Origin of the sequence: Sphingopyxis sp. UBA6723 (assembly GCF_002454115.1) — a bacterium.
GTDB lineage: Bacteria > Pseudomonadota > Alphaproteobacteria > Sphingomonadales > Sphingomonadaceae > Sphingopyxis.
In genome coordinates this window covers 35,308-55,217 of record NZ_DKIH01000009.1, presented here as the reverse complement: position 1 = coordinate 55,217, position 19,910 = coordinate 35,308, and the positions used below count along the sequence as shown (strand labels likewise).

The following is a 19,910-nucleotide window of genomic DNA, read 5'->3' as shown; positions in this document are numbered from 1 at the left end:
GGGCGATGAGCCGCGTAAAAAGATCCGATGATTGGGGTTTTCCCCGCTGGCGCCCCTATGGCTCAGGAAACGAGGCGCAAAAGGTTCGGCTGTGCGATCGACATGGCTGTGCCAACCCGGGCAATTGCCCCGCGCCCAAGTCGCCGAACAGTCCCGAACGCTGGTATTTCTGCGAAACCCATGCGGCCGAATACAATCGCGGCTGGGACTATTTCGAAGGCTTGAGCGCCGAGGATGCGGCGGCGCGCGCCGCCGACGAAACGCGCGATGCCGGGGCTTATGCGAAGGCGCAGCATTATGCCTGGGGCGGGTCGGGCGACGGCAGTCGGAGCGCCGATGAAATGCGCGCGCTGGAGATCCTCGATCTGGAGCCCGACGCCGATTTCGAGGCGACGAAAAAGGCTTGGCGTGCGCTCGCGAAAGAAACGCATCCCGACGTCAAGCCCGGCGATGCCGCAGCCGCCAAGCGCTTTGCCGCGGGGCAGGCAGCGTTTGAGGTGCTGAAACAAGCCGAAGATCGGAAGAGCTGGAAACCGGCTTAAGCGGCTGCGAGATACTGCCGAGGTACCGGTTCGCGGGCGCCGTTGACGCGCCGCCGTCTCGCGCGCTTAGCACACGTCGGATCAATTGCGATCGGGCGAAGGGGCGGACATGCGGATACTCGGCGGAATACTTGGCAGTGCGGCGTTGACGACGGCGGCGGTCGCCGAGCCCATGGCCTATCAAAGCGGGATGATCCGCGTTGATGGCGTCGTCGGGGTCGGCCTCACGATTCCGATCGGCGGACAGCAAAAAAAGGCGCCGCCGCGCATCGAATTGCGCCTGACGCGCGATGTCGTCAATTTCGATGGCACCCGCCAATCGTCCAGCAGCAGCATCCGCCCGCACGAAACGCGTATCGGCTTTTCGCTGGAGCGCGAAAGACGGTTGTTGGTCAACGGCCAGCCGATCGACAGAGCGCAGCGGAACAATGTCTCGACCGTCGGCTGGATCGCGATCGGGGTTGGGGTGGTTGTTATCGGCGGCCTGGTACTGGCGGCCGATGCACTGCGCGATGCTAGCGAATAGCGCCGTCTAGTTATAGACGCACCCATCCAGCCCATCGCGCCGCACCTGGCCGATGCGCGCGCGGATCGAGTTGCCATAGCGGCGGGTAAAGCCCGACGGGCTCACCGCCTCGCGCTTCTTGGGCAGCGGCAGGATCGCGGCGATGCGTGCGGCCTCCGCCGGGGTCAGCTTGCCTGCACCATGCTTGAAATAGCGCTGTGCTCCCGCTTCCACGCCATAGGTGCCGATGCCGGTCTCGGCGACGTTCAGATAGACCTCCATGATCCGCCGCTTGCCCCAGATCGTCTCGATCAGGAAGGTGAACCACACTTCGGGTACCTTGCGGACATAGCGGGTCCAGCCCGAGCCTTGCCACAGAAAGACGTTCTTTGCGGTCTGTTGGCTGACCGTCGATCCGCCGCGCATCCGTTTGCCCTTGGCGTTGCGCTCGATCGCCTGTTCGATCGCTTCGGTGTCGAAGCCGTTATGGGTACAGAATTTGCCGTCCTCCGCCGCAATCACCGCGCGCACCATATTGCGGTCGATGGCGGACAGGCTCGTCCAATCCTTGGTGATCCCGTTGCTGTCGGCCAGCATTGTGAACGTCACCGGCGGCGGGAGGACCGCATAGATCAGCACCCACAGCACCGAAATCAGAGCAAACCATAGCAACCATTTGAACGGCCGCAGATACCAGGGTAGCTTGCGGCGCTTCACGCGTTTTTTGGCAGCAGTCGTCATGCCGTTTTATTAGCCGCTTGCCGTTCATCGGCAAGCGGCTGATTGACGTTACGCCGTTTCAAGGCCGCCGGCTGTCTGGAAAAAATCCTCAGGCGTTGATCAGGCGCCGATCACCGGCCAGTTTCAGCATCGCCTTTTGCAGCTTTTCAAACGCGCGCACCTCAATCTGGCGCACGCGTTCGCGGCTGACGTCATACACCTGGCTCAGGTCTTCCAGCGTCTTGGGATCGTCGGTCAGGCGGCGCTCGGTCAGGATGTGGCGTTCGCGCTCGTTGAGCGTTTCCAGCGCTTCGCTGAGCAGCGAATGGCGCACGTCACGTTCCTGCGCCTCGGCCACGCGCTCGTCCTGCAGTGGACCTTCGTCACCGAGCAGATCCTGCCACTGGCTGTCGCCATCCTCGCCCATCGGGACGTTCAGCGAGGTATCGCCGCCCATCGCCATGCGGCGGTTCATGCTGATCACTTCTTCCTCGGTGACACCCAGGTCGGTCGCGATCTTGGTCAGATGTTCGGGCGACAGGTCGCCATCCTCGAACGCCTCCAGATTATTCTTCATCCGGCGCAGGTTGAAGAACAGCTTCTTCTGTGCCGCGGTGGTGCCCATTTTGACCAGGCTCCACGAACGCAGGATGAATTCCTGGATCGAGGCGCGGATCCACCACATCGCGTAGGTCGCGAGGCGGAAGCCGCGTTCGGGATCGAATTTCTTCACCCCCTGCATCAGGCCGATATTGCCCTCGCTGATCAGCTCGCTGACCGGCAGGCCATAGCCGCGATAGCCCATCGCGATCTTCGCCACGAGGCGCAGGTGCGAGGTGACGAGTTGCGCCGCGGCTTCATTGTCGCCATGCTCCTGAAACCGCTTTGCGAGCATATATTCCTGCTCGGGGGTCAGCAGGGGGAATTTGCGGATTTCCGACAAATAGCGGTTCAGGCTGGCTTCGCCGCCCAGCGCTGGCACGGTGGCCGGAACATTGCTTTTAGCCATTGGAGAGCGTATTCCCTTTGGTATCTGGAGTCAGAATATGCCGCCGTTGCTCCGGGCGGTCGAGATAGATTTTCATTCGAAACCTAAACGCGCAGTTCCTCGATCAGTTCCCGCATGTCCGGGGGGATTTCGCTGTCGAGCGCGATGTTGTTACCGGTCACCGGATGAATAAAGCCCAAATGGGCTGCATGCAATGCCTGCCGCACGAAATTGCGAGCCTTCAGCACCTCGGACAGCGGCTTTCGGGCGCGTCCATAGACCGGGTCGCCGGCCAGAGGATGGCCGATATGGGCCATATGGACTCGCACCTGGTGCGTGCGTCCGGTCTCCAGCCGGCATTCGATCAGGCTGGCGTGGCGCAACGGTTCGATGGTGCGATAATGGGTGATCGCGTGTTTGCCGCGGTCGGCGGCGACCACCGCCATCTTCTTGCGATTGGTGTTCGACCGACCGAGCGCCGCGTCGACGGTGCCGCTGGCGGGCATCGGGCGCCCGGTGGCGAGGGCCAGATAGCGGCGATCGATGCTGTGCGCGGCGAACTGCCTGGCCAGCCCTTCGTGGGCGCGGTCATGCTTCGCGGCGACGATCAGCCCGCTGGTGTCCTTGTCGATGCGGTGGACGATGCCCGGGCGGGCAACGCCGCCAATGCCGGAGAGTTGGCCCGCACAGTGGTGGAGCAGCGCGTTGACCATGGTGCCGTCAAAATTACCCGCGGCGGGGTGGACCACCATGCCCGCTGGCTTATCGACGACGATCAGATGCTCGTCCTCATAAGCAATGATCAGACCCAGATCCTGAGCGATATTGTCGGTCGGCGTAGCGGCAGGAACGCGAACCTCCAGCGTCGCGGGGAGCGCGGCCTTTGCCGAAGGATCGCGCAAGATCGTACCGCGAACATCGCTGACCCGGCCACCCTTGATCAGGCTCTTGACCCGCTCACGCGACAAGTCGGGCAGCGCTTCGGCCAATGCGCGGTCCAGCCGCAGTCCGGCCGCGCTTTCATCCAGCGCCACGGTCAAAATATCGTCATCCCCCTGCATCGATAGCGATGTGGAAATTGACGGCGGAATTTCAAGGTGCGCTCCCTCGGTTCCGTTCGTGTCGAGCGAAGTCGAGACACCCCCCGACGGCGCGCGCGAACGATGGGCATCTCGACTTCGCTCGATGCGAACGAGGTTAGGGATGCTACTTGCCTCTGGGTTGGTGCCTGTCCTAGGAGGCATCCGCGAACCGGAAATGTCTGGCTTGCGGGGAGTTAACCAATCCATGTCCGACGACCGCGTCGATTTCGCCTCCATGCTGGCCTCGCGCCTGTGCCACGATCTGCTCAGCCCGGTGGGCGCGTTCGCCAATGGGCTCGAACTGCTTGCCGACGAAAAAGACCCGGCGATGCGCGAACGCTGTTTCGAACTGCTCGAACAAAGCGCGCGGACGTCGGCGAACAAGTTGAAATTCTTTCGTTTAGCGTTCGGGTCGGCCGGTGGCTTTGGCGAGCTGGTCCCGGCGGATGAGGCAAAATCAGCGATCCAAGGGATCATCGGTGATCGTGCAATCGACCTCAATTGGATGATCGGCAGCGATCCATTGCCCAAGCCGGCGGTGAAGATCATCCTCAACCTGTCGCTGCTGCTCGTCGATGCGCTGGTGCGCGGCGGACGGCTCGACATAGGTTGCGAAAAGCAGGGCGACGCCACTGAAATCGCGCTGCATGTCGAGGCCGAACGCATCTTTCTCGACGCCGATGTTGAAACCATCCTCCGCGATGGCGAAGGCGCCACCGCGATGACCTCGCGAACTGCGCCCGCGGTGCTGGTGCAGGCGGTCGCGGCGCAGAACGGCGGTACGGTGATGCTCGCGCGCGAAACGCCAACGTCGCTGCTGGTCGGCGCTGTCCTGCGCGGGCGCGGGTAAAGCCTCCCTTAACCATTCTCGGCCATGGTGCAGCCTCAGTTTCTGGGGCGCACCGGTACCGTGATAGACGATCTGCTGAACGACTTTTTGGCCGAAACGGCGGAAATCCTCGCCGATGCGGGTGGGGCGCTGGTGGCGTGGGAGGCCGATCCTGCCGATCGTGCCCAGCTCGATGCGATTTTTCGCCTTGTCCATACGATCAAGGGTAGCTCGGGCTTCCTCGCTCTGCCGCGCGTCACCGCGCTATCGCATGCGGCGGAGGACGCACTGGACCAGGTGCGTCGTGGCAACCGCCCTGCCAATGCTTCGCTCGTCACGGGGGTGCTTGGCATCATCGACCGGCTGAACATTGTCTGCGCCGCATTGGGTAAAAATGGCGTCGAACCGGCGGGTGACGACAGTGACGTGATCGCGGTGCTGGCCGAACAGGATTTGCAGTCCGAGAGCGGATATGAGGTCGCCGGGGTGCCGCTCCGCCGCGACGATGATTTTCAGTCCGAACTGCAGAGCTGGCGCTCGATCCGCGTTCCGCTGCCCCTGCTCGACAGCGTGATGACCGGGGTCACCGACATCGTCCTCGCGCGCAATGAATTTGCCCGGATGCTCCGCGATTCGGGCGCCAGCCCGACGGTAATCGCATCGTTCGATCGTCTGTCGGACTCGATTGCCGGGATGCGCCAGTCGGTCAGCCAGATGCGGATGCAGCGGATCGACAAGCTGTTCGCCCCGCTGCCGCGCATCGTCCGCGATCTGGCGCAGGACATGGGCAAGAAGATCGCGTTCCAGACTAGCGGTGGTGAGGTCGAGCTCGACCGCGAAATGATGGAAAATATCCGTGACCCGCTGATCCACATTGTCCGCAACGCGATCGACCATGGCATCGAAGCGCTCGAAGAGCGGGTTGCGGCGGGCAAGGATATCACCGCGACCATTTCGGTGTCGGCGCGCCAGTCGGGCAACCAGATCGAAATCGAAGTACGCGACGACGGCCGCGGCCTGTCGCCCGATATGCTGGTTGCCAAGGCGATTGCTTCGCGCGCGATCACCGCCGCCGAAGCGCGCACATTGTCGCCCAAGGAAAAACTTGCGCTTGTCTTCCGCCCCGGTTTTTCGACCGCGGCGAAGGTTACCGAGGTGTCGGGGCGCGGCGTCGGCATGGACATCGTCAAAGCCAATGTCGAAAAGATCGGCGGCGTGGTCGAACTGCGTAATGATGAGGGCCGCGGGCTGACAATCCTGCTCCGGGTGCCGATGACGCTGACGATCATTTCGGGGCTGATGGTGCGTGCGGCGGGGCAGTATTTCGCCGTCCCGCGCGGCGCGGTGCGCGAAATCCTGCTGGAAAATGGCGATGCGGTGCGGATCGATCGCGTCGGTGGCGGCGAACTGGCGACGGTTCGCGGCGAACAATATCCGTTGCTGCGTCTCGAATCGGTGCTCGGACGCGAAGCGAGCGACGACGACGATGTTGATGACCGTGCGCTGGTGATCGTGCGGCCGGGGCAGGGACAAAGCTATGCGCTGAGCGTCGCGGCGATCCACGATCATGAGGAGCTGGTGATCAAGCCGGCGGCGCCGATGATCATGGCGACGGGGCTTTATGCCGGCACGACGCTACCCGACAATGGCCGCCCGGTCCTGCTGCTCGACGTGCAGGGGCTGGTGTCCGCCGCGGCGATCGACGCGACCGAAACGGGCCGCAACCATGATCAGATGGCCGCCGCCGAAGCGCAGGCAAACGCCGCGCGCAACGCCGCGCAGCTGCTGCTGTTCCGCGATACCAATGGCCGGGTCCGCGGGGTGCGGCTGTCGGTCATCGAGCGGGTCGAAGAAGTCCCCGCATCGGCGCTGTTCGAAAGCGCAGGCCGCATTCAGGCGCAGATCGGCGACGAGATTTTCCCCGTCCATACCGCGAACCTGCCCGAAGCCGAGGGGTCGCTGAAACTGCTGCGGCTGTTCGACGGTCAATCAGTGCTCTGCTATCCGATCGCCGAAGTCATCGACATCGTCCGCTTGCCCGATGCGGTACAGCCGTCGGCCGCGCCGGGGCTGATCGCGGGCGTCGTGCTGGTCAGCGGTGAACCCGTCGAACTGATCGATCCCTTTTGGCTGATGGCGCAATATGCGATACGGGATGGCGAGGCCGCGCCGAACCAGCCGCTTTGCCGTCTCGCCGACGACCATGATGGCTGGGGCGGCAATTTTCTCGCACCGATCCTGCGCAGCGCCGGTTACCGCGTGGTGTCGGACGAGGATGCGGTAGATGAGTCGCCCGATGTCTTGCTCTGCCTGACCGAAGATGGCGCGTCCTGCGCGCATATCGGCGACGAAATTCCGGTCATCCGCCTGCGCAGCGCGATTGCCGCGGCGGGGCCGGACGACGAAACTGTCTATCGTTACGATCGTCAGGCGCTGCTCGATGCGTTGGCGCGCCGCGTCGGAGGAGGCCGCGCATGATGGAAAAACTCTATCTGATCGCGCGCATCGCCGACACCCGCGTCGCGCTGCGCAGCCGTGCGATCAATTCGGTCGTGACCGTCGGCATTCCGGTCGAAGTCCCCGGCGCGCCGCCGCATGTCGCGGGGCTGTTCGCGCTGCGCAGCCGGGTGTTCACGCTGATCGATCCGCATGTTGTCATCGGCCTGCCGCCGGTGCCGGTGGCGGCGGGGCAGCGGGTGATCGTCGTTGATGTCGCCGACCATGGCTATTCGCTGCTCGCCGACGCGATTGAGGATGTCTGTTTTATCGAAGCGCCCGAAACGCGGGTTGCCGGAAAATTGCTGCCCGGCTGGGCGCGGGTTGCCGATGGCATGATCGAACATCAGGGCGCGTCGCTGCTGGTGGTCGATCCGTCGCATTTCGTCACCTTGCCGGTGATGAAAGCCGCCTGAGTTAACGGGCTAGACACTCCTTGAAACTAGCATGACGTGAAATCTGGGTGTTGCGGAGGAATGAATGTCGAAATCTTGTCTGGTCGTCGATGACAGCAAAGTCATTCGTAAGGTCGCGCGCCATATTCTTGAAAGCATGGCCTTTGCCGTCGAAGAGGCGGCTGACGGGCAGGAGGCGCTGACCTTTTGCCGCGCCAATCGCCCCGACGTCATCCTGCTCGACTGGAACATGCCGGTGATGAGCGGGATGGAGTTTCTGGGCGCCTTCAATGACCTGGATTATGGGCATGAGGAACGGCCGCGCGTTGTATTCTGCACCACCGAAAACAGCATCGACCATATCCGTGCCGCGATTGAGGCCGGCGCCGACGAATATGTCATGAAGCCGTTCGACCGTGAAACGCTGGAAGGAAAATTGCAGCTCGTCGGCGTCGCATAAGGCGATGGCGATGGCGCGTCCATTACCCTTGACTTCCGATCCCGAACCGTCGGCGCGGACGGTGCGGGTCATGCTGGTCGACGACAGTCTGGTCGTCCGCAGCATCCTGGAGCGCATCGTCGATCAACGCCCCGGACTTGAAATCTGCGCTTCCGTCGCTTCGGCGCATGACGCGCTGGCCTTTCTGGCCCGCGAACCGGTCGATGTCGTGGTGCTCGACATTGAAATGCCGGGGATGAGCGGCATCGATGCACTGCCGCATATCCTGACGCGCGCCGCCAAGGCGCGGGTGCTGATCCTCTCGTCCAACTGCGTCGAGGGCGGTCCGGCGGCGATCGAAGCGCTCGCGCTCGGCGCCAGCGATACGCTCGCCAAGCCCGGCCGCGGCAGTTTTTCGGGCCGCTTTGCCGAGGTGCTCACCGACCGCATCCTGACGCTGGGCAACCAGCAGGATTTCCCGGCCCCGGTCCCCGTCGCCGAACGCCGCGTTGCTGCGCCGGTCGCGCTGGTTATCGACAGCAATCAGCCGATCGAATGTATTGCCGTTGCCGCATCGACCGGCGGGATACCGGCGTTCACCAATTTCCTCGCCAATCTTGATCCGCGCATCACCGCGCCGATCCTGCTGACCCAGCATCTGCCGGATGCCTTCATGGAATTTTACGCCAAGCAGATCGCAACGATGACCGACCGCCGTGTCAGCGTTGCACAGGCGGGAATGACGATCGAACGCGGCCATATCTATCTCGCGCCAGGCGACGCCCATCTGATCGTCGTCAAGAACGGGCGCCGCCATGAAATCGCGCTCGACCGCCGCATGGTAGACAATGGCTGCTGCCCCTCGGCCGATCCGATGCTCGATTCGGTCGCCGACGTTTACGGCAAAAGCGGCGTCGCAGTGATCCTGAGCGGTATGGGCCGCGACGGCGTCATCGGCGCCGCGCGCCTGAAAGAGGCGGGCGGGACGATTTTTGCGCAGGCGCCCGAAAGCTGCGTCATTTGGGGGATGCCTGGCGCCGTCGCCAAAGCAGGGATTGCTGCCGCGACGCTCAATCCCGACGCGATCGCGCTGATGCTCGGCAGCTTCCTGCCGGGCCGCCACAAGCCATGATGGGCGGCAGCGCCAGCGAATCGGCCTATCGTGTCCTGATGGGGGTGCTCGAATCGCGAACCGGGCAGACGCTATCGCCCAGCCGCATCTGGCGCATCGAAATGTCTCTGAAACCGGTGATGCAGCGCCACAATATCGCGGATCTTGACGCGCTGGTCGCGGCGCTCGTCACCTCGAACAGCCGTCAATTGCTTGACGATACCGTCGACGCGATGCTCAACAATGAAACTTATTTCTATCGCGAATACAGCCTGTTCGATGACATAGCTGCAACGGTGCTTGATAAGCTTCGCGAGATCAACAAGCTGCGACGCCGACTGACGATCTGGCATTGCGGCGTCTCGACCGGGCAAGAGGCTTACTCGCTGGCGATGCTGATCGCCGAACAGGGCGAAAAATGGGCGGGGTGGCAGGTTGATATCGTTGGCACCGATGTCAGCTATCATGCGATCAGCCGCGCCCGGGTTGGTCTCTACAGCCAGTTCGAGATTCAGCGCGGGCTGCCGGTCCAGCGGATGGTGCGCTGGTTCGATCAGACCGAGGGCGGCTGGCTGGTCAAGGCCGATATCCGCCGCCGGATCGATTTTTCGGTGCAGAACATGCTCACCGACCGGCCACCGCTCGCCAGCCCAGCGGACCTGATCTTCTGCCGCAACCTGCTGCTCTATTTCTCGGCGCCGATGCGGCAAAAGGCGTTCGCAAAACTGCGGACAATGGCGGCGCCCCAAAGCTTCCTCGTTCTTGGGGCGGGCGAGACTGTGCTTGGGCAAACCGACCAGTTCGTTGCGAGTCCGCGGCTGCGGGGCTTGTACGAACCCGCCGACCAGCAAGTGCGCCGCGCGGCGGCCGCCTGACCTTGCAATTTGCGCCGCGCTGGCGCAGGTGGATCAGCATCCCGCACCGGGATGAACCAACATGGGCCGCGAACCGCATGAGCGATTTTATCGAACGCTGGTCTCCCAATTTCGACGAGCGCGCGCTACCCATCTCGATGATCGTGCTGCATTACACTGGTATGACGAGCGGCGCGGCGGCCATCGACTGGCTCGCAAATCCGGAAGCCAAAGTGTCGGCACATTATGTCGTCAGCGAGGACGGCCAGATCACTCACATGGTGCCCGAAGAAAAGCGCGCCTGGCACGCCGGCAAATCGCACTGGCGCGGCGTCAGCGACATTAATTCGGCGAGCATCGGGATCGAGATCGTCAATCCGGGCCATGAATTCGGCTACGTCCCGTTTCCCGATCCGCAGGTCGCTTCGGTTGTCCGCCTCGTCCATCTGATCAAGGATCGCTACGCGATCACCCGCGGCAATGTCGTCGGCCATTCGGACATCGCGCCGACGCGCAAGCAGGATCCAGGCGAATTGTTCCCGTGGGAAGAACTGGCCCGCCGCCGTCTCGCACTGCCGCGCCCGCGCAAGAAGCTGACGGATCCGCTATGGACTGATGCGGGGTTCCTCCTGGCGCTCGAACGCTTTGGCTATGACGTGACCGACGGTTTTGCCGCGACGGTTGCCTTCCAACGCCGTTTCCGCCCCGAACTGATCGATGGCACGATCGACGGCGAGTGCCGGGCGATCCTTCTTGGGCTACTGCTGCCGCAGCCCGAGGGGAACTGAGGACCGGTATCGCCCACGCGTTCGCGCCGACAGGAGGCACGCCGTCTTGTCGGTATCGGTTTAGCGCACAACCAGCAGATAGCCGGCGATGACCGCGGCGACCAGAACAGCGCGCAGGATCAATCCGTTACGCAGCGAATGACCTTCAAGATGGGATTGCAGGTCCGATGGGATTGGCATCGGCTGCGTTGCCGAAACGTCCGCGCCGCCCGTGTTGCCGACCGGAACCCAGCCCGCCATGTGGAAGGGACCGGCACCGATCAGCCGGACCAACTGGCCGCGCGCTTCGCTGCGATCCCCTTGCTTGCGCGCGAGCAGCAACATCCGGAAATGCGTCTGGACATGCGTCCAGTAGCGACGCTGGCCCAAGATATGCGCGCGTTCCAAATGATGTTTGGCGAGCGCCATATCGCTCGTCGCCTCGGCGGCGCGCGCTGCCGCCATTTCGTTCGCGAACGCGGATTTCAGGGCGGACTTCATAAAGGGCGTCTCCGGGATTTAGGGACGAAAATATCATAGATGTTGCGGCCCGAACGAGCGCCGAAGGGAACTAGTATATTGTTTGTGAGCGGCAGGTTGCGACCAGTTGCGGACATATGCCCATACTTCCTCTATCCCCTTGAGGGAGAGATACGGAGGCTTGGCAGCTTGCTGCCTAGCCGCAGTTGAGAGGGGTTTTCGCCCGCTGGCGGCTCACCCCCTCACCAAGCTTCGCTAGCTCCTGACGGAGCAAGCTGCGCTATCCTCTCCCTCAAGGGGAGAGGATATTTTGGCAGCTAGCCACCCCAAACCACCCCACCCCGCAATCGCTCGCCATGCGCTGCCATTCGCGCTATACTCGAACCGCCAGAGGGTTGGGCGATCGCCGCCGGTGGGGTATCCTATCGGGGGAGGAAAGTCCGGGCTCCACGGAAATCGCGGTGCCGGATAACGTCCGGCGGGCTGGCCCTCGGGCCGGTTCAGGGAAAGTGCCACAGAGAACAAACCGCCATGGCTTCGGCCCGGCGAAAGGTGAAAGGGTGCGGTAAGAGCGCACCGCGCGGCTGGTAACAGGCGCGGCACGGCAAACCCCACCGGGAGCAAGGTCGAATAGGGATGGTACGGAGCAATCCAGGGCTGATTCCGGCCCAGCCGTCCGGGTTGACTGCTTGAGCGTTCGGGTAACCGTTCGCCTAGAGGAATGATCGCCCATCCCCGGCAACGGGGTGGACAGAACCCGGCTTATAGACCCTCTGGCAACATTCTCTCCCCAACACCGCGCGGGAACGCCCGTGCGCTGCCCGCGTTCTATGCCGGACCAGTTGAAAAGGGATACGCATCATGAAAGTCGTCGATGAGCATGTCGAAGTGACGGAGACCGAAGCCAGCGGCGGGGTCAAGGGTCACAATGTCCGCTATGTGCTGGCCTTTTCGCTGATCGCGGTGGTAATCGTGATGTCGGCGATCTGGATCATCCCGGCGCTGCTCCAGCCCTGATTGCGATCATTCAGCCTTGGCAACGCGGACGAGTTCTGCTTCCGGATCGGGTGTTCCCTCCATGTAGATGGTGCGTGCCGGTTCGCTGAACCGGCACGTATGGAGCCTTTCATAGCCACGGTCGCCCGTGGTCGGGACGGTGAGCTTGGTGGTGTTGATATCGCCGGTCGCGACATTCCAGCTCATTTCGCGGCCTTCATGCGCAAAGGTGCGGCTGTACATCGTGGCATCCAGGCCGATCAGCCGCATCCGGGGCCGCTCCGCCGTGCGGACAGCGCGATACCGGTAGGTAGCCGATAAGGCCGTGCTGCCGCCGGTCAAATCGCGGATCGTCAGGACGCCTTTTGCGATTTTCAGTTCCGCGGGACCGATCGGAAGCGGTTCGAGCTTCAATTCGCCGCCAATCTCGTGCCCGATATCGACGTCGCTGCGATAGCTGAGCATGACGCGCAGCGTTCGCGCGTCAGGGCTCGTGACGATATAAACGGTGTCGGTATCGCCGTCGCTGTTAAGGTCGCCGTCGGCGCGCGTCTCGATTTCTTCGCCCTGTTCGAGCCACCCGTTCAGCATTTCGTCGGTCACAGGCGGCGTCGCAGTGCGATCTTCGGTGGCGTGCGCCGTACCGGTCAGCAAGAGCGCCGCCATGAAGATCGCGTTTCGCATCGCCCCAAAACCCTCCATCTGGTCGAGATTATCGTCTGTTAGCTGTCGGTCCAGCCCGCGTCAGTGATGGGGCGCACCATGAAGCGCCTAGCGATACTCGATTGCGATGACTTCCCATTCCTTCGGCCCCGACGGCAGTTGGACCACCCGCACATCGCCGACCGCGGCGCCGCGCAGCGCGCGGGCGAGCGGGCTGTTCCAGCCGATCCGGCCGAAGCCCGCTTCGGCTTCATCATCCCCGACGAGCGTGACGGTGCGCCGTGCATCGTCGTCGTCGGCGAGCTCGGCGGTGGCGCCGAACCAGATGCGGCTTTTGTCAGGCTGCTCCGCTGGATCGACCACGCGGGCTGCCTTCATCCGGCGCGCCAGGAACGACAAGCGCCGATCGATCTCACGCAGCCGTTTGCGGCCATAGATATAGTCGCCATTCTCGCTGCGGTCGCCATTGCCCGCGGCCCAACTGATCACCTCGACGAGCTTCGGCCGCTCATCCCCGAGCAGCGAATCATATTCGGTGCGCAGCGCGGCAAAGCCTGCGGGGCTGATGATATTGGCTTTGTCCGGCGTCACGGATTTAGGCTCTATCTCGTCATCCCGGCGCAGGCCGGGATCTCGCCGTTACGATCCGACGCGAGGTTGAGATCCCGGCCTTCGCCGGGATGACGATGGTAGCACATGCGGCCTTACCCCGGCGTACGTTTGCCGAGGTAGAAGCTGAGCGGCGCCTGCGGCAACGTCTTGCCCGGTTGCAGCGTGTCGTAAACCACCGCATTTTCGAGCACGCGCTGGACATAATTCTTCGTCTCGAAGATCGGGATCGCCTCGATCCAGTCGAGGATGTCGATCGACCCGGTGCGCGGATCGCCATTGGCGCGCAGCCACTTGTTCACATTGCCCGGCCCGGCGTTGTAAGCCGCCGTCGCCAGCGGATAGCTGCCGCCATAATAGCGCAGCATCTGCTGAAAATAGGTCGATCCCAGCATCATGTTATAGTTGGTGTCGCTGGTCAGCAGGTCGCGATTATACGACAGCCCGAGTTTGCCCGCGACCTCGTTCGCTGTGCCGGGCATCAGCTGCATCATGCCGCGCGCCCCGGCATGACTGATCGCTTGCCGGTCGAACTGGCTTTCCTGGCGGGTGATCGCGTGGATGAAGGTCCAGTTGCCTTCATGTCCCGCAGGCACGCGCACGGTAGGGAAACCGGCGACCTCGACCGCGTCGAGGCTGTTCGCCTGCGCGCTGCGGCCGATCATGACGCCCAGGTCGGGGCGGCCGATCTGCGATGCCAATTGTCCTGCGAGGATATGGTCGGCGGGCGACGTCGCCTTTTGCGACAGCGCGCGCAGGAACAGGGTCTGCTCACGCCACGCGCCGATTTCGCCGAGGGCGCGCGCCGCGCGGACGAGCCGGTCGTCGTTGAAGTTGCGCTTCTCTTCATCGCTGACCCGGATTGTCGGGTTGGGGGTCGGCTTGGGCTGCGGACGGCCCAGCCGTTCGAGCGCAAGCTGGCCATAGAATTGGTCATAATGCTGGGCGGCGTCGGCGAAATGCGCATTGGCGGTGCCGCGGTCGCCCGCCGCCAGCGCCGCGCGTCCGGCCCAATAAAAGCCCTTGGTACGCGTCTGCGCCGATCGCGCCGCCTCGCCATAAGCGCGGTACAGACGCACCGCCTCGGCAGGGCGGCGCAGATCCTTGTAAGCCAGCTGGCCCGCGAGCCACGCGAGCGACGTGTAATCGTCTCGGATGCTGAGCGGGGTTTCGCGGATCACCGTTCCCGGCGGGAACGCATCGTCGATCTGCCGCGCGATATTATAGGCGGTCAGCTTGTCGCCGCCGCTGTCGGCCTGCCGCGCGTTGGTCAGCAGCGTTTCGATCCATTCCTCGGGATCGGTCGGCGCCTTGGCGAGCGAGCGTGGCGCCGCCAGCAACGCGCGCGCTTCGCCGACGCGTCCTGTCTGGCGCAGCCAGGTCGCCTTGTCGGTGATATAGCCGGCATCGCTGCGGATCAGCGACGGATTGGCGCTTTCGACCGCCGAGGCCTGAAACGCGGCGTCGACTGCGCTGCTGCGCATCGCGAGGCGCGCGGCAAAGACGCTGCGCCGTTCGGGTGAGGTATAGGCAAGCTGGCGGCTCGCTGCGCCGGTCGCGCCCGACCACAGCAGCCGGTCCATCCGGGCGTCGTGATCGGCGGGCGTGATCGCGCCCGGGAACAGGCCAAGCACGCGGCTGGTCTCGGCATCGTCCAACGGCCCGCTGACCCACGCGCGGCGCACCGCGGCATTGGCCTCGTCCCGGCGGCCCGATGCGTTGAGCGCCAGCGCGTGGCGCAAATGGCCGCTGGCGGTCTGCGGCGGATAGGCCTGAAAATAGGCGAGGGTGCGCGGCGGATCGAAGCTGTCGATCGCGATCGCCTTTTCGGCGCGCGTGCGCATCTTGTCGGCGTCGGGCCAGCCCTTGTTGGTCATCAGGAAGCGCGACAGCTGATCGAACGAGGCGCCGGTGTTGGCGGTCAGGCGGCGCCATTCCATCACCGCATCGCCGACCGAATTGGTAGAGGGCGGTGGTCCCGAAGTCGAAGCCAGCCCCATCTGGGCGCGATACCACGCCATCTGCTCAGGGGTGAGTTCGCTGGCGGTGGCCGCCGTCGGAATGAGGAGGGCCATGGCGAGCGCCAGGCGCGAAATACGGGGCAGCGTGTTCATGCCGTGCATGTTAGTGCCAAACTCCTTGCGGGGCGCTGAATAGGCGTCCATTAGCGGCGCGCCGTCGGGACTCTACCGGCTGGGCCGTGTTTTTGTAAAGGAGCGGGGCATGTTTTCGGGGTCTATTCCCGCTTTGGTGACGCCATTTCGTGATGGGGCGTTCGACGCGCCCGCCTTCGCGCGCCTTATTGATTGGCAGATCAAAGAAGGGACCAGCGCGCTGGTCCCGTGCGGTACGACCGGCGAAAGCCCGACGCTGGGGTTCGACGAACATTACCAGGTGATCGACAGCTGCATCCAGGCCGCAGCGGGCCGGGTGCCGGTGATCGCCGGGTGCGGGTCGAACGACACCGCCACGGCGGTTCGCCATATGAGCTATGCGCAAGCGGCGGGCGCAGCAGCGGCGCTGATCGTTGCCCCCTATTACAATCGTCCGAGCCAAGCCGGGATGATCGCGCATTTCAAGGCGCTCGCCGACGCCAGCGACCTGCCGATCGTTGTTTATAACGTCCCTGGCCGGACGGTTGCCGACATCAGCGCCGAAACGCTGTGCAAGCTCGCCGAAATCCCCTCGGTCGTCGCGATCAAGGATGCGAGCGGCGATCTGGCGCGGGTGACGGTCCATCGCGCGGGTGCCGGAACCGATTTCTGCCAGCTGAGCGGCAACGACGATCTGTGGCTGCCGCATGCGGTGATGGGCGGCGTCGGCTGCATTTCGGTGACCGCCAATGTCGCGCCGCGGCTCTGCGCCGATTTTGCTGCGGCCTGTGCTGCGGCCGACTGGGCGCGGGCGCTGGTGTTGCACGACCGCCTGTTCGATCTGCATCAGGCGATGTTCTCCGACACCTCGCCCGGGCCGGTCAAATATGCGCTGTCGCGCGTCCACGACTGGTTTTCGCCCGAAGTGCGCCTACCTATTATCCCGGCGGACGCAGCCTCGCGCGCCACCGTCGATGCCGCGCTGTCCGCGGCAGGAGTGATTTAGGTTTCATTATGGCCCGTCCGCAGTCCGCCGCCGAATTCGACAAGAAAAAGGTCGTCGCCGAAAACCGGCGCGCGCGGTTCGACTTTGCCATCGAACAGGTGTTCGAGGCAGGCATCGCGCTCCAGGGCACCGAGGTCAAATCGCTGCGTTTTGGCGAAGGCACAATCGCCGAGAGTTATGCCGAGGTGAAGGGCAATGAGGTGTGGCTGATCAACAGCAACATCCCCGAATTCAGTCACGGCAACCGCCACAATCACGAACCCAAGCGCCCCCGCAAGCTGCTTTTGAGCGGCCGCGAGATCAACAAGATGTACGCCGGCGTCGCGCGGCAGGGCATGACGCTTGTCCCGCTGTCGGTTTATTTCAACAGCCGCGGCCGCGCGAAGGTCGAGCTTGCGCTCGCCAAGGGCAAGAAGGCGCATGACAAGCGGGAGTCGATCAAGGAACGCGACTGGAAGCGCGACAAGCAGCGACTGATGAAAGAGCGCGGGTGAGCGGCGGCAAGCCCAAGGACAAGGCGGCGGTGATGAACTGGATCCGCCGCAATTCGCCGACGCGCGACGAACTGCTCGCGAGCCGTTTCGTCAAGCCGTTTGCCCATAGGGTCGCGCACAGCCATTTGTGGCGCTTCACCCGCACCTCGGTGCCGCGCGGGACCGCGCTGGGCCTGTTCGTCGGCATTTTTTTTCTGATCCCGGGTATCCAGATTTTGGGGGTCGCGCTGCTCGCGCTGCCGGTGCGCGCCAATATCCCGATCGGCGCCGCGATGACGTTCCTGTCGAACCCGGTGACCACGCCGTTCATCATTCTGGCGTCGGTGTGGCTGGGCGATTGGCTGTTCGGGCTGCAAGCCAATAGCGCAACCTTTGCGGCGATGATCGAACATGGCGCGTCGGCGGGCGAGTGGGCGCGCTGGGTGTTTTCGGACGCGGCGCCTGCGATGATGGCGGGGCTACTGGTCATTTCGGTCGTATCGGCAGCGGTCGGCTATGTGGTTGCCTCGATTATCTGGGACAATTGGATTCGCCTGCGCTGGCGGCGCAAATTGCAGCGGGCGCGCGACCAACGACATGAGGCATCGACGAGCGACACCCCCGCCGGTTGAACCGCCCGCGCGCCGCCGTATAGCTATCCCATCGCAATATCGGGCGGCGCCAACGCGCTGCGCGTGGTTGCTTCGTTTTGAGAACTGGGGCCTATCATGAATCTTTTGCATGTTTCTTCGCGCCTGCTGGCGACCGCCGCGCTGGGCGCCGTATTGATGACCGCCGCTTCGGCTGTTGCCAAGGAAAAGGCGGCGCCCGCGCCTGCTGCGGAACCGGCGGCCAAGCCCGAGCTTGGGACCTTCGGCTTCGACACCGCGGGCATGGATACAAGCGTTGCGCCGGGCGACGATTTCTATGCCTATGCTAATGGCACCTGGGCCAAGAACACCCCGATCCCCGACGACAAGTCGAACTATGGCATGTTCACCGCGCTTGGCGACCTGTCGCAGCAGCGCACCCGCGAAATCCTGGACGCCGCGAAGACCGATCCGAACAGTATGATCGGCCGCAATTATGCCGCCTATCTGGATGTTACCGCCGTTGAAGCCAAGGGACTCGCACCGATCCAGCCGTGGCTCGCGAAGATCCGGGCGGTCGATAAGCCCGGCCTCGCCGCGCTGCTCGCCGAAGCTGACCGCAACGGCGTCCAGCATTTCTTCGGCGGCTACGTCGGCCAGGACGACAAGAACCCCGAAACCTATATCTACACGATTTTTCAGGGCGGCATCGGTATGCCCGACCGTGATTTCTACCTGAAGGACAATGAGCGGAACGGCAAGTTGCAGGCCGCTTATCTGAAGCATCTGGAGAATGTCCTGACGCTGGCGGGCGAAACCAACGCTGCGGCGCGCGCCAAGGCGATCTATGATTTCGAAAAGCAGATCGCGACCGTTCATTGGGACAAGAACGACAGCAGCGACGCGACCAAAGTCTATAACAAGATGACGATCGCCGAGCTGGCGGCCGCAGCGCCCGGGTTCGACTGGGCGACCTTCATCCGCGGTCTGGGCGTCAACGAAGATTCGCTGCTGGTGTCGCAGCCGAGCGCGTTTACCGGCGAAGCCAAGCTGCTCGCCGACGCGCCGATCGCGGTGATCCGCGACGCGCTGCTGGTGCGCAGTCTCAACGGCTTTTCGGGCGTGCTGCCCGAGAAGTTCGCGCAGGAAAGCTTCTCTTTCTATGGTACCGCCCTGTCGGGCACGCCGCAGATGCAGGAACGCTGGAAGCGCGCGGTCGATTTCACCACCGGCAATCTGGGCGAAGCCGTCGGTCAGGACTATGTCGCGAAATATTTCCCGCCCGAAACCAAGGCGGCGATGGACGAACTGGTCCAGAACGTCCTTGCCGCGATGGGCCGCCGTATCGACGGGCTGGCCTGGATGCAGCCTGCGACGAAGGTCAAGGCGAAGCAGAAGCTCGCCAATTTCACCACCAAGATCGGCTATCCCGACCGGTGGAAGGATTATAGCAAGCTGGAGATCAAGGCCGACGACCTGTTCGGCAACGCGCTGCGGTCGAACCAGTTCGTACATGACGACAATATCAGCCGCCTCGGCGGGCCGATCCGCCGCTGGGAATGGGGTATGACCCCGATGACGGTCAACGCCTATGCCAATTTCGGCATGAACGAGATCGTCTTTCCCGCCGCGATCCTGCAGCCGCCCTTTTTCGATCCGCACGCCGACCCGGCGATCAACTATGGCGGTATCGGCGCGGTGATCGGTCACGAGATCAGCCATCATTTCGACGACCAGGGCGCCAAATATGACGAAACCGGCAAGCTCGCCGACTGGTGGACCCCCGCCGACGTCGCCGCGTTCGAGGCCGCAGGCAAGGCGCTGATCGCGCAATATGACGCCTATGAAGTGCTGCCGGGCGAAAAGCTCGACGGTACCTTTACGCTGGGCGAAAATATCGGCGATCTGGCGGGGCTGACCGTTGCCTATGACGCGTACAAGGCGTCGCTGGGCGGCAAGGAAGCCCCGGTGCTGGGCGGGCTGACCGGCGACCAGCGCTTCTTCCTGGGCTGGGCGCAGGTGTGGCGCCGCAACTACCGCGACCAGAATCTGTCGCAGCGGATCACCACCGATCCGCATTCGCCGTCGATCCAGCGGACTTGGGTCTCGCGCAACCTTGACCCGTGGTATAAGGCGTACCAGATCAAGGAAGGCCAGAAGCTGTATCTGGCGCCCAAGGACCGTGTTCGCATCTGGTGATGCTCCGATAAGAAAGTCTGTCATTGACCGCGACGAGCCTGCCTTCCGCTGATTCCGATATCGGCAGGGGGGC

Annotated in this window: 21 protein-coding genes and 1 other RNA gene; 15 read left to right on the top strand and 7 right to left on the bottom strand. The window is 63.5% G+C overall.

Annotated features, from left to right (window positions below; translation table 11 throughout):
* Positions 1–5: 5 nt before the first annotated feature.
* Positions 6–542 (top strand): J domain-containing protein, encoded by a 537-nt coding sequence (locus B4F07_RS06450; protein WP_293703296.1) that lies wholly within the window; start codon positions 6–8, stop codon positions 540–542.
* Between the two features lie 109 nt (positions 543–651).
* Entirely contained in the window at positions 652–1,068 is a 417-nt protein-coding gene (locus tag B4F07_RS06445) for a hypothetical protein (RefSeq protein ID WP_293703298.1), read from the top strand.
* 6 nt (positions 1,069–1,074) lie between these two features.
* Here the strand turns inward: B4F07_RS06445 and mtgA are convergent, their stop codons facing one another.
* The 3 genes from mtgA to B4F07_RS06430 form a co-directional block, all read right to left on the bottom strand.
* Positions 1,075–1,788, bottom strand: a complete 714-nt coding sequence (gene mtgA / locus B4F07_RS06440; RefSeq protein ID WP_293703300.1) for a monofunctional biosynthetic peptidoglycan transglycosylase — start codon at positions 1,786–1,788, stop codon at positions 1,075–1,077.
* A gap of 88 nt (positions 1,789–1,876) precedes the next feature.
* Positions 1,877–2,776 carry an RNA polymerase sigma factor RpoH gene (rpoH, locus tag B4F07_RS06435; protein ID WP_293703302.1) on the bottom strand — a complete coding sequence of 300 codons (900 nt, stop codon included), beginning with the start codon at positions 2,774–2,776 and terminating at the stop codon, positions 1,877–1,879.
* An 83-nt stretch (positions 2,777–2,859) separates the two neighbouring features.
* A complete protein-coding gene (locus tag B4F07_RS06430; protein ID WP_293703304.1) occupies positions 2,860–3,816 on the bottom strand; it encodes an RluA family pseudouridine synthase in 957 nt (318 codons plus the stop codon).
* A 226-nt stretch (positions 3,817–4,042) separates the two neighbouring features.
* Here B4F07_RS06430 and B4F07_RS06425 point away from each other — a divergent pair, with 226 nt between their 5' ends.
* From B4F07_RS06425 to B4F07_RS06395, 7 genes are all read left to right on the top strand, one after another.
* Positions 4,043–4,687, top strand: a complete 645-nt coding sequence (locus B4F07_RS06425; protein ID WP_293703306.1) for a histidine phosphotransferase family protein — start codon at positions 4,043–4,045, stop codon at positions 4,685–4,687.
* Between the two features lie 24 nt (positions 4,688–4,711).
* The gene (locus B4F07_RS06420; protein WP_293703308.1) at positions 4,712–7,144 is read left to right on the top strand and encodes a chemotaxis protein CheA; all 2,433 of its coding nucleotides are present in this window, start codon (positions 4,712–4,714) and stop codon (positions 7,142–7,144) included.
* Positions 7,141–7,578, top strand: coding sequence for a chemotaxis protein CheW (locus tag B4F07_RS06415; RefSeq protein ID WP_293703310.1), 438 nt, complete (start codon positions 7,141–7,143; stop codon positions 7,576–7,578). Before B4F07_RS06420 ends, B4F07_RS06415 begins: the two co-directional genes overlap by 4 nt.
* Positions 7,579–7,642: 64 nt before the next feature.
* Complete coding sequence (locus tag B4F07_RS06410; protein ID WP_120215862.1) at positions 7,643–8,017, top strand: response regulator; 375 nt, start codon at positions 7,643–7,645, stop codon at positions 8,015–8,017.
* Between the two features lie 10 nt (positions 8,018–8,027).
* Entirely contained in the window at positions 8,028–9,128 is a 1,101-nt protein-coding gene (cheB, locus tag B4F07_RS06405) for a chemotaxis-specific protein-glutamate methyltransferase CheB (RefSeq protein ID WP_293703313.1), read from the top strand.
* Positions 9,125–9,982, top strand: coding sequence for a CheR family methyltransferase (locus tag B4F07_RS06400; RefSeq protein WP_293703315.1), 858 nt, complete (start codon positions 9,125–9,127; stop codon positions 9,980–9,982). Before cheB ends, B4F07_RS06400 begins: the two co-directional genes overlap by 4 nt.
* A gap of 77 nt (positions 9,983–10,059) precedes the next feature.
* A complete protein-coding gene (locus B4F07_RS06395; protein WP_293703317.1) occupies positions 10,060–10,749 on the top strand; it encodes an N-acetylmuramoyl-L-alanine amidase in 690 nt (229 codons plus the stop codon).
* Positions 10,750–10,809: 60 nt separating this feature from the next.
* Here B4F07_RS06395 and B4F07_RS06390 read toward each other — a convergent pair whose 3' ends face one another.
* Positions 10,810–11,229, bottom strand: a complete 420-nt coding sequence (locus B4F07_RS06390; RefSeq protein WP_293703319.1) for a DUF3703 domain-containing protein — start codon at positions 11,227–11,229, stop codon at positions 10,810–10,812.
* A 366-nt stretch (positions 11,230–11,595) separates the two neighbouring features.
* On the opposite strand from B4F07_RS06390, the gene rnpB reads away from it, so the two are divergent.
* Both rnpB and B4F07_RS06380 read left to right on the top strand, forming a co-directional pair.
* Positions 11,596–11,989: RNase P RNA component class A (gene rnpB / locus B4F07_RS06385), an RNA gene on the top strand.
* Between the two features lie 80 nt (positions 11,990–12,069).
* The gene (locus B4F07_RS06380) at positions 12,070–12,225 is read left to right on the top strand and encodes a hypothetical protein (RefSeq protein ID WP_293703321.1); all 156 of its coding nucleotides are present in this window, start codon (positions 12,070–12,072) and stop codon (positions 12,223–12,225) included.
* A gap of 6 nt (positions 12,226–12,231) precedes the next feature.
* Here B4F07_RS06380 and B4F07_RS06375 read toward each other — a convergent pair whose 3' ends face one another.
* From B4F07_RS06375 to B4F07_RS06365, 3 genes are all read right to left on the bottom strand, one after another.
* Positions 12,232–12,888 carry a hypothetical protein gene (locus tag B4F07_RS06375; RefSeq protein WP_293703323.1) on the bottom strand — a complete coding sequence of 219 codons (657 nt, stop codon included), beginning with the start codon at positions 12,886–12,888 and terminating at the stop codon, positions 12,232–12,234.
* 87 nt (positions 12,889–12,975) lie between these two features.
* Positions 12,976–13,458: a transcription elongation factor GreB gene (greB, locus tag B4F07_RS06370; RefSeq protein WP_293703325.1), complete on the bottom strand. Its 483-nt coding sequence runs from the start codon at positions 13,456–13,458 to the stop codon at positions 12,976–12,978.
* Between the two features lie 113 nt (positions 13,459–13,571).
* On the bottom strand, positions 13,572–15,599 hold the full coding sequence (locus tag B4F07_RS06365; protein ID WP_293703327.1) for a lytic transglycosylase domain-containing protein: 2,028 nt from the start codon (positions 15,597–15,599) through the stop codon (positions 13,572–13,574).
* Positions 15,600–15,699: 100 nt separating this feature from the next.
* Between B4F07_RS06365 and dapA the strand changes: the two genes are divergently transcribed.
* The 4 genes from dapA (at position 15,700) to B4F07_RS06345 (ending at position 19,837) form a co-directional block, all read left to right on the top strand.
* Complete coding sequence (gene dapA, locus B4F07_RS06360) at positions 15,700–16,575, top strand: 4-hydroxy-tetrahydrodipicolinate synthase (RefSeq protein ID WP_293703329.1); 876 nt, start codon at positions 15,700–15,702, stop codon at positions 16,573–16,575.
* Between the two features lie 8 nt (positions 16,576–16,583).
* Positions 16,584–17,069 carry an SsrA-binding protein SmpB gene (gene smpB / locus B4F07_RS06355; RefSeq protein WP_088442006.1) on the top strand — a complete coding sequence of 162 codons (486 nt, stop codon included), beginning with the start codon at positions 16,584–16,586 and terminating at the stop codon, positions 17,067–17,069.
* A gap of 32 nt (positions 17,070–17,101) precedes the next feature.
* Positions 17,102–17,680, top strand: coding sequence for a DUF2062 domain-containing protein (locus tag B4F07_RS06350; protein ID WP_414711731.1), 579 nt, complete (start codon positions 17,102–17,104; stop codon positions 17,678–17,680).
* 96 nt (positions 17,681–17,776) lie between these two features.
* Entirely contained in the window at positions 17,777–19,837 is a 2,061-nt protein-coding gene (locus B4F07_RS06345; protein WP_414711728.1) for a M13 family metallopeptidase, read from the top strand.
* The last annotated feature ends 73 nt before the right edge of the window (positions 19,838–19,910 follow it).

Bases quoted from the DNA above. Each gene is read 5' to 3' on its own strand.
- B4F07_RS06395 (WP_293703317.1), top strand. From the start codon at position 10,060: ATGAGCGATTTTATCGAACGCTGGTCTCCCAATTTCGACGAGCGCGCG.
- B4F07_RS06445 (WP_293703298.1), top strand. From the start codon at position 652: ATGCGGATACTCGGCGGAATACTTGGCAGTGCGGCGTTGACGACGGCG.
- dapA (WP_293703329.1), top strand. From the start codon at position 15,700: ATGTTTTCGGGGTCTATTCCCGCTTTGGTGACGCCATTTCGTGATGGG.
- B4F07_RS06365 (WP_293703327.1), bottom strand. From the start codon at position 15,599: ATGCACGGCATGAACACGCTGCCCCGTATTTCGCGCCTGGCGCTCGCC.
- B4F07_RS06380 (WP_293703321.1), top strand. From the start codon at position 12,070: ATGAAAGTCGTCGATGAGCATGTCGAAGTGACGGAGACCGAAGCCAGC.
- mtgA (WP_293703300.1), bottom strand. From the start codon at position 1,788: ATGACGACTGCTGCCAAAAAACGCGTGAAGCGCCGCAAGCTACCCTGG.
- rpoH (WP_293703302.1), bottom strand. From the start codon at position 2,776: ATGGCTAAAAGCAATGTTCCGGCCACCGTGCCAGCGCTGGGCGGCGAA.
- B4F07_RS06420 (WP_293703308.1), top strand. From the start codon at position 4,712: ATGGTGCAGCCTCAGTTTCTGGGGCGCACCGGTACCGTGATAGACGAT.
- cheB (WP_293703313.1), top strand. From the start codon at position 8,028: ATGGCGCGTCCATTACCCTTGACTTCCGATCCCGAACCGTCGGCGCGG.
- B4F07_RS06430 (WP_293703304.1), bottom strand. From the start codon at position 3,816: ATGCAGGGGGATGACGATATTTTGACCGTGGCGCTGGATGAAAGCGCG.
- B4F07_RS06350 (WP_414711731.1), top strand. From the start codon at position 17,102: ATGAACTGGATCCGCCGCAATTCGCCGACGCGCGACGAACTGCTCGCG.
- B4F07_RS06415 (WP_293703310.1), top strand. From the start codon at position 7,141: ATGATGGAAAAACTCTATCTGATCGCGCGCATCGCCGACACCCGCGTC.
- B4F07_RS06345 (WP_414711728.1), top strand. From the start codon at position 17,777: ATGAATCTTTTGCATGTTTCTTCGCGCCTGCTGGCGACCGCCGCGCTG.
- B4F07_RS06390 (WP_293703319.1), bottom strand. From the start codon at position 11,229: ATGAAGTCCGCCCTGAAATCCGCGTTCGCGAACGAAATGGCGGCAGCG.
- smpB (WP_088442006.1), top strand. From the start codon at position 16,584: ATGGCCCGTCCGCAGTCCGCCGCCGAATTCGACAAGAAAAAGGTCGTC.
- B4F07_RS06400 (WP_293703315.1), top strand. From the start codon at position 9,125: ATGATGGGCGGCAGCGCCAGCGAATCGGCCTATCGTGTCCTGATGGGG.
- B4F07_RS06450 (WP_293703296.1), top strand. From the start codon at position 6: ATGAGCCGCGTAAAAAGATCCGATGATTGGGGTTTTCCCCGCTGGCGC.
- B4F07_RS06410 (WP_120215862.1), top strand. From the start codon at position 7,643: ATGTCGAAATCTTGTCTGGTCGTCGATGACAGCAAAGTCATTCGTAAG.
- B4F07_RS06425 (WP_293703306.1), top strand. From the start codon at position 4,043: ATGTCCGACGACCGCGTCGATTTCGCCTCCATGCTGGCCTCGCGCCTG.
- B4F07_RS06375 (WP_293703323.1), bottom strand. From the start codon at position 12,888: ATGCGAAACGCGATCTTCATGGCGGCGCTCTTGCTGACCGGTACGGCG.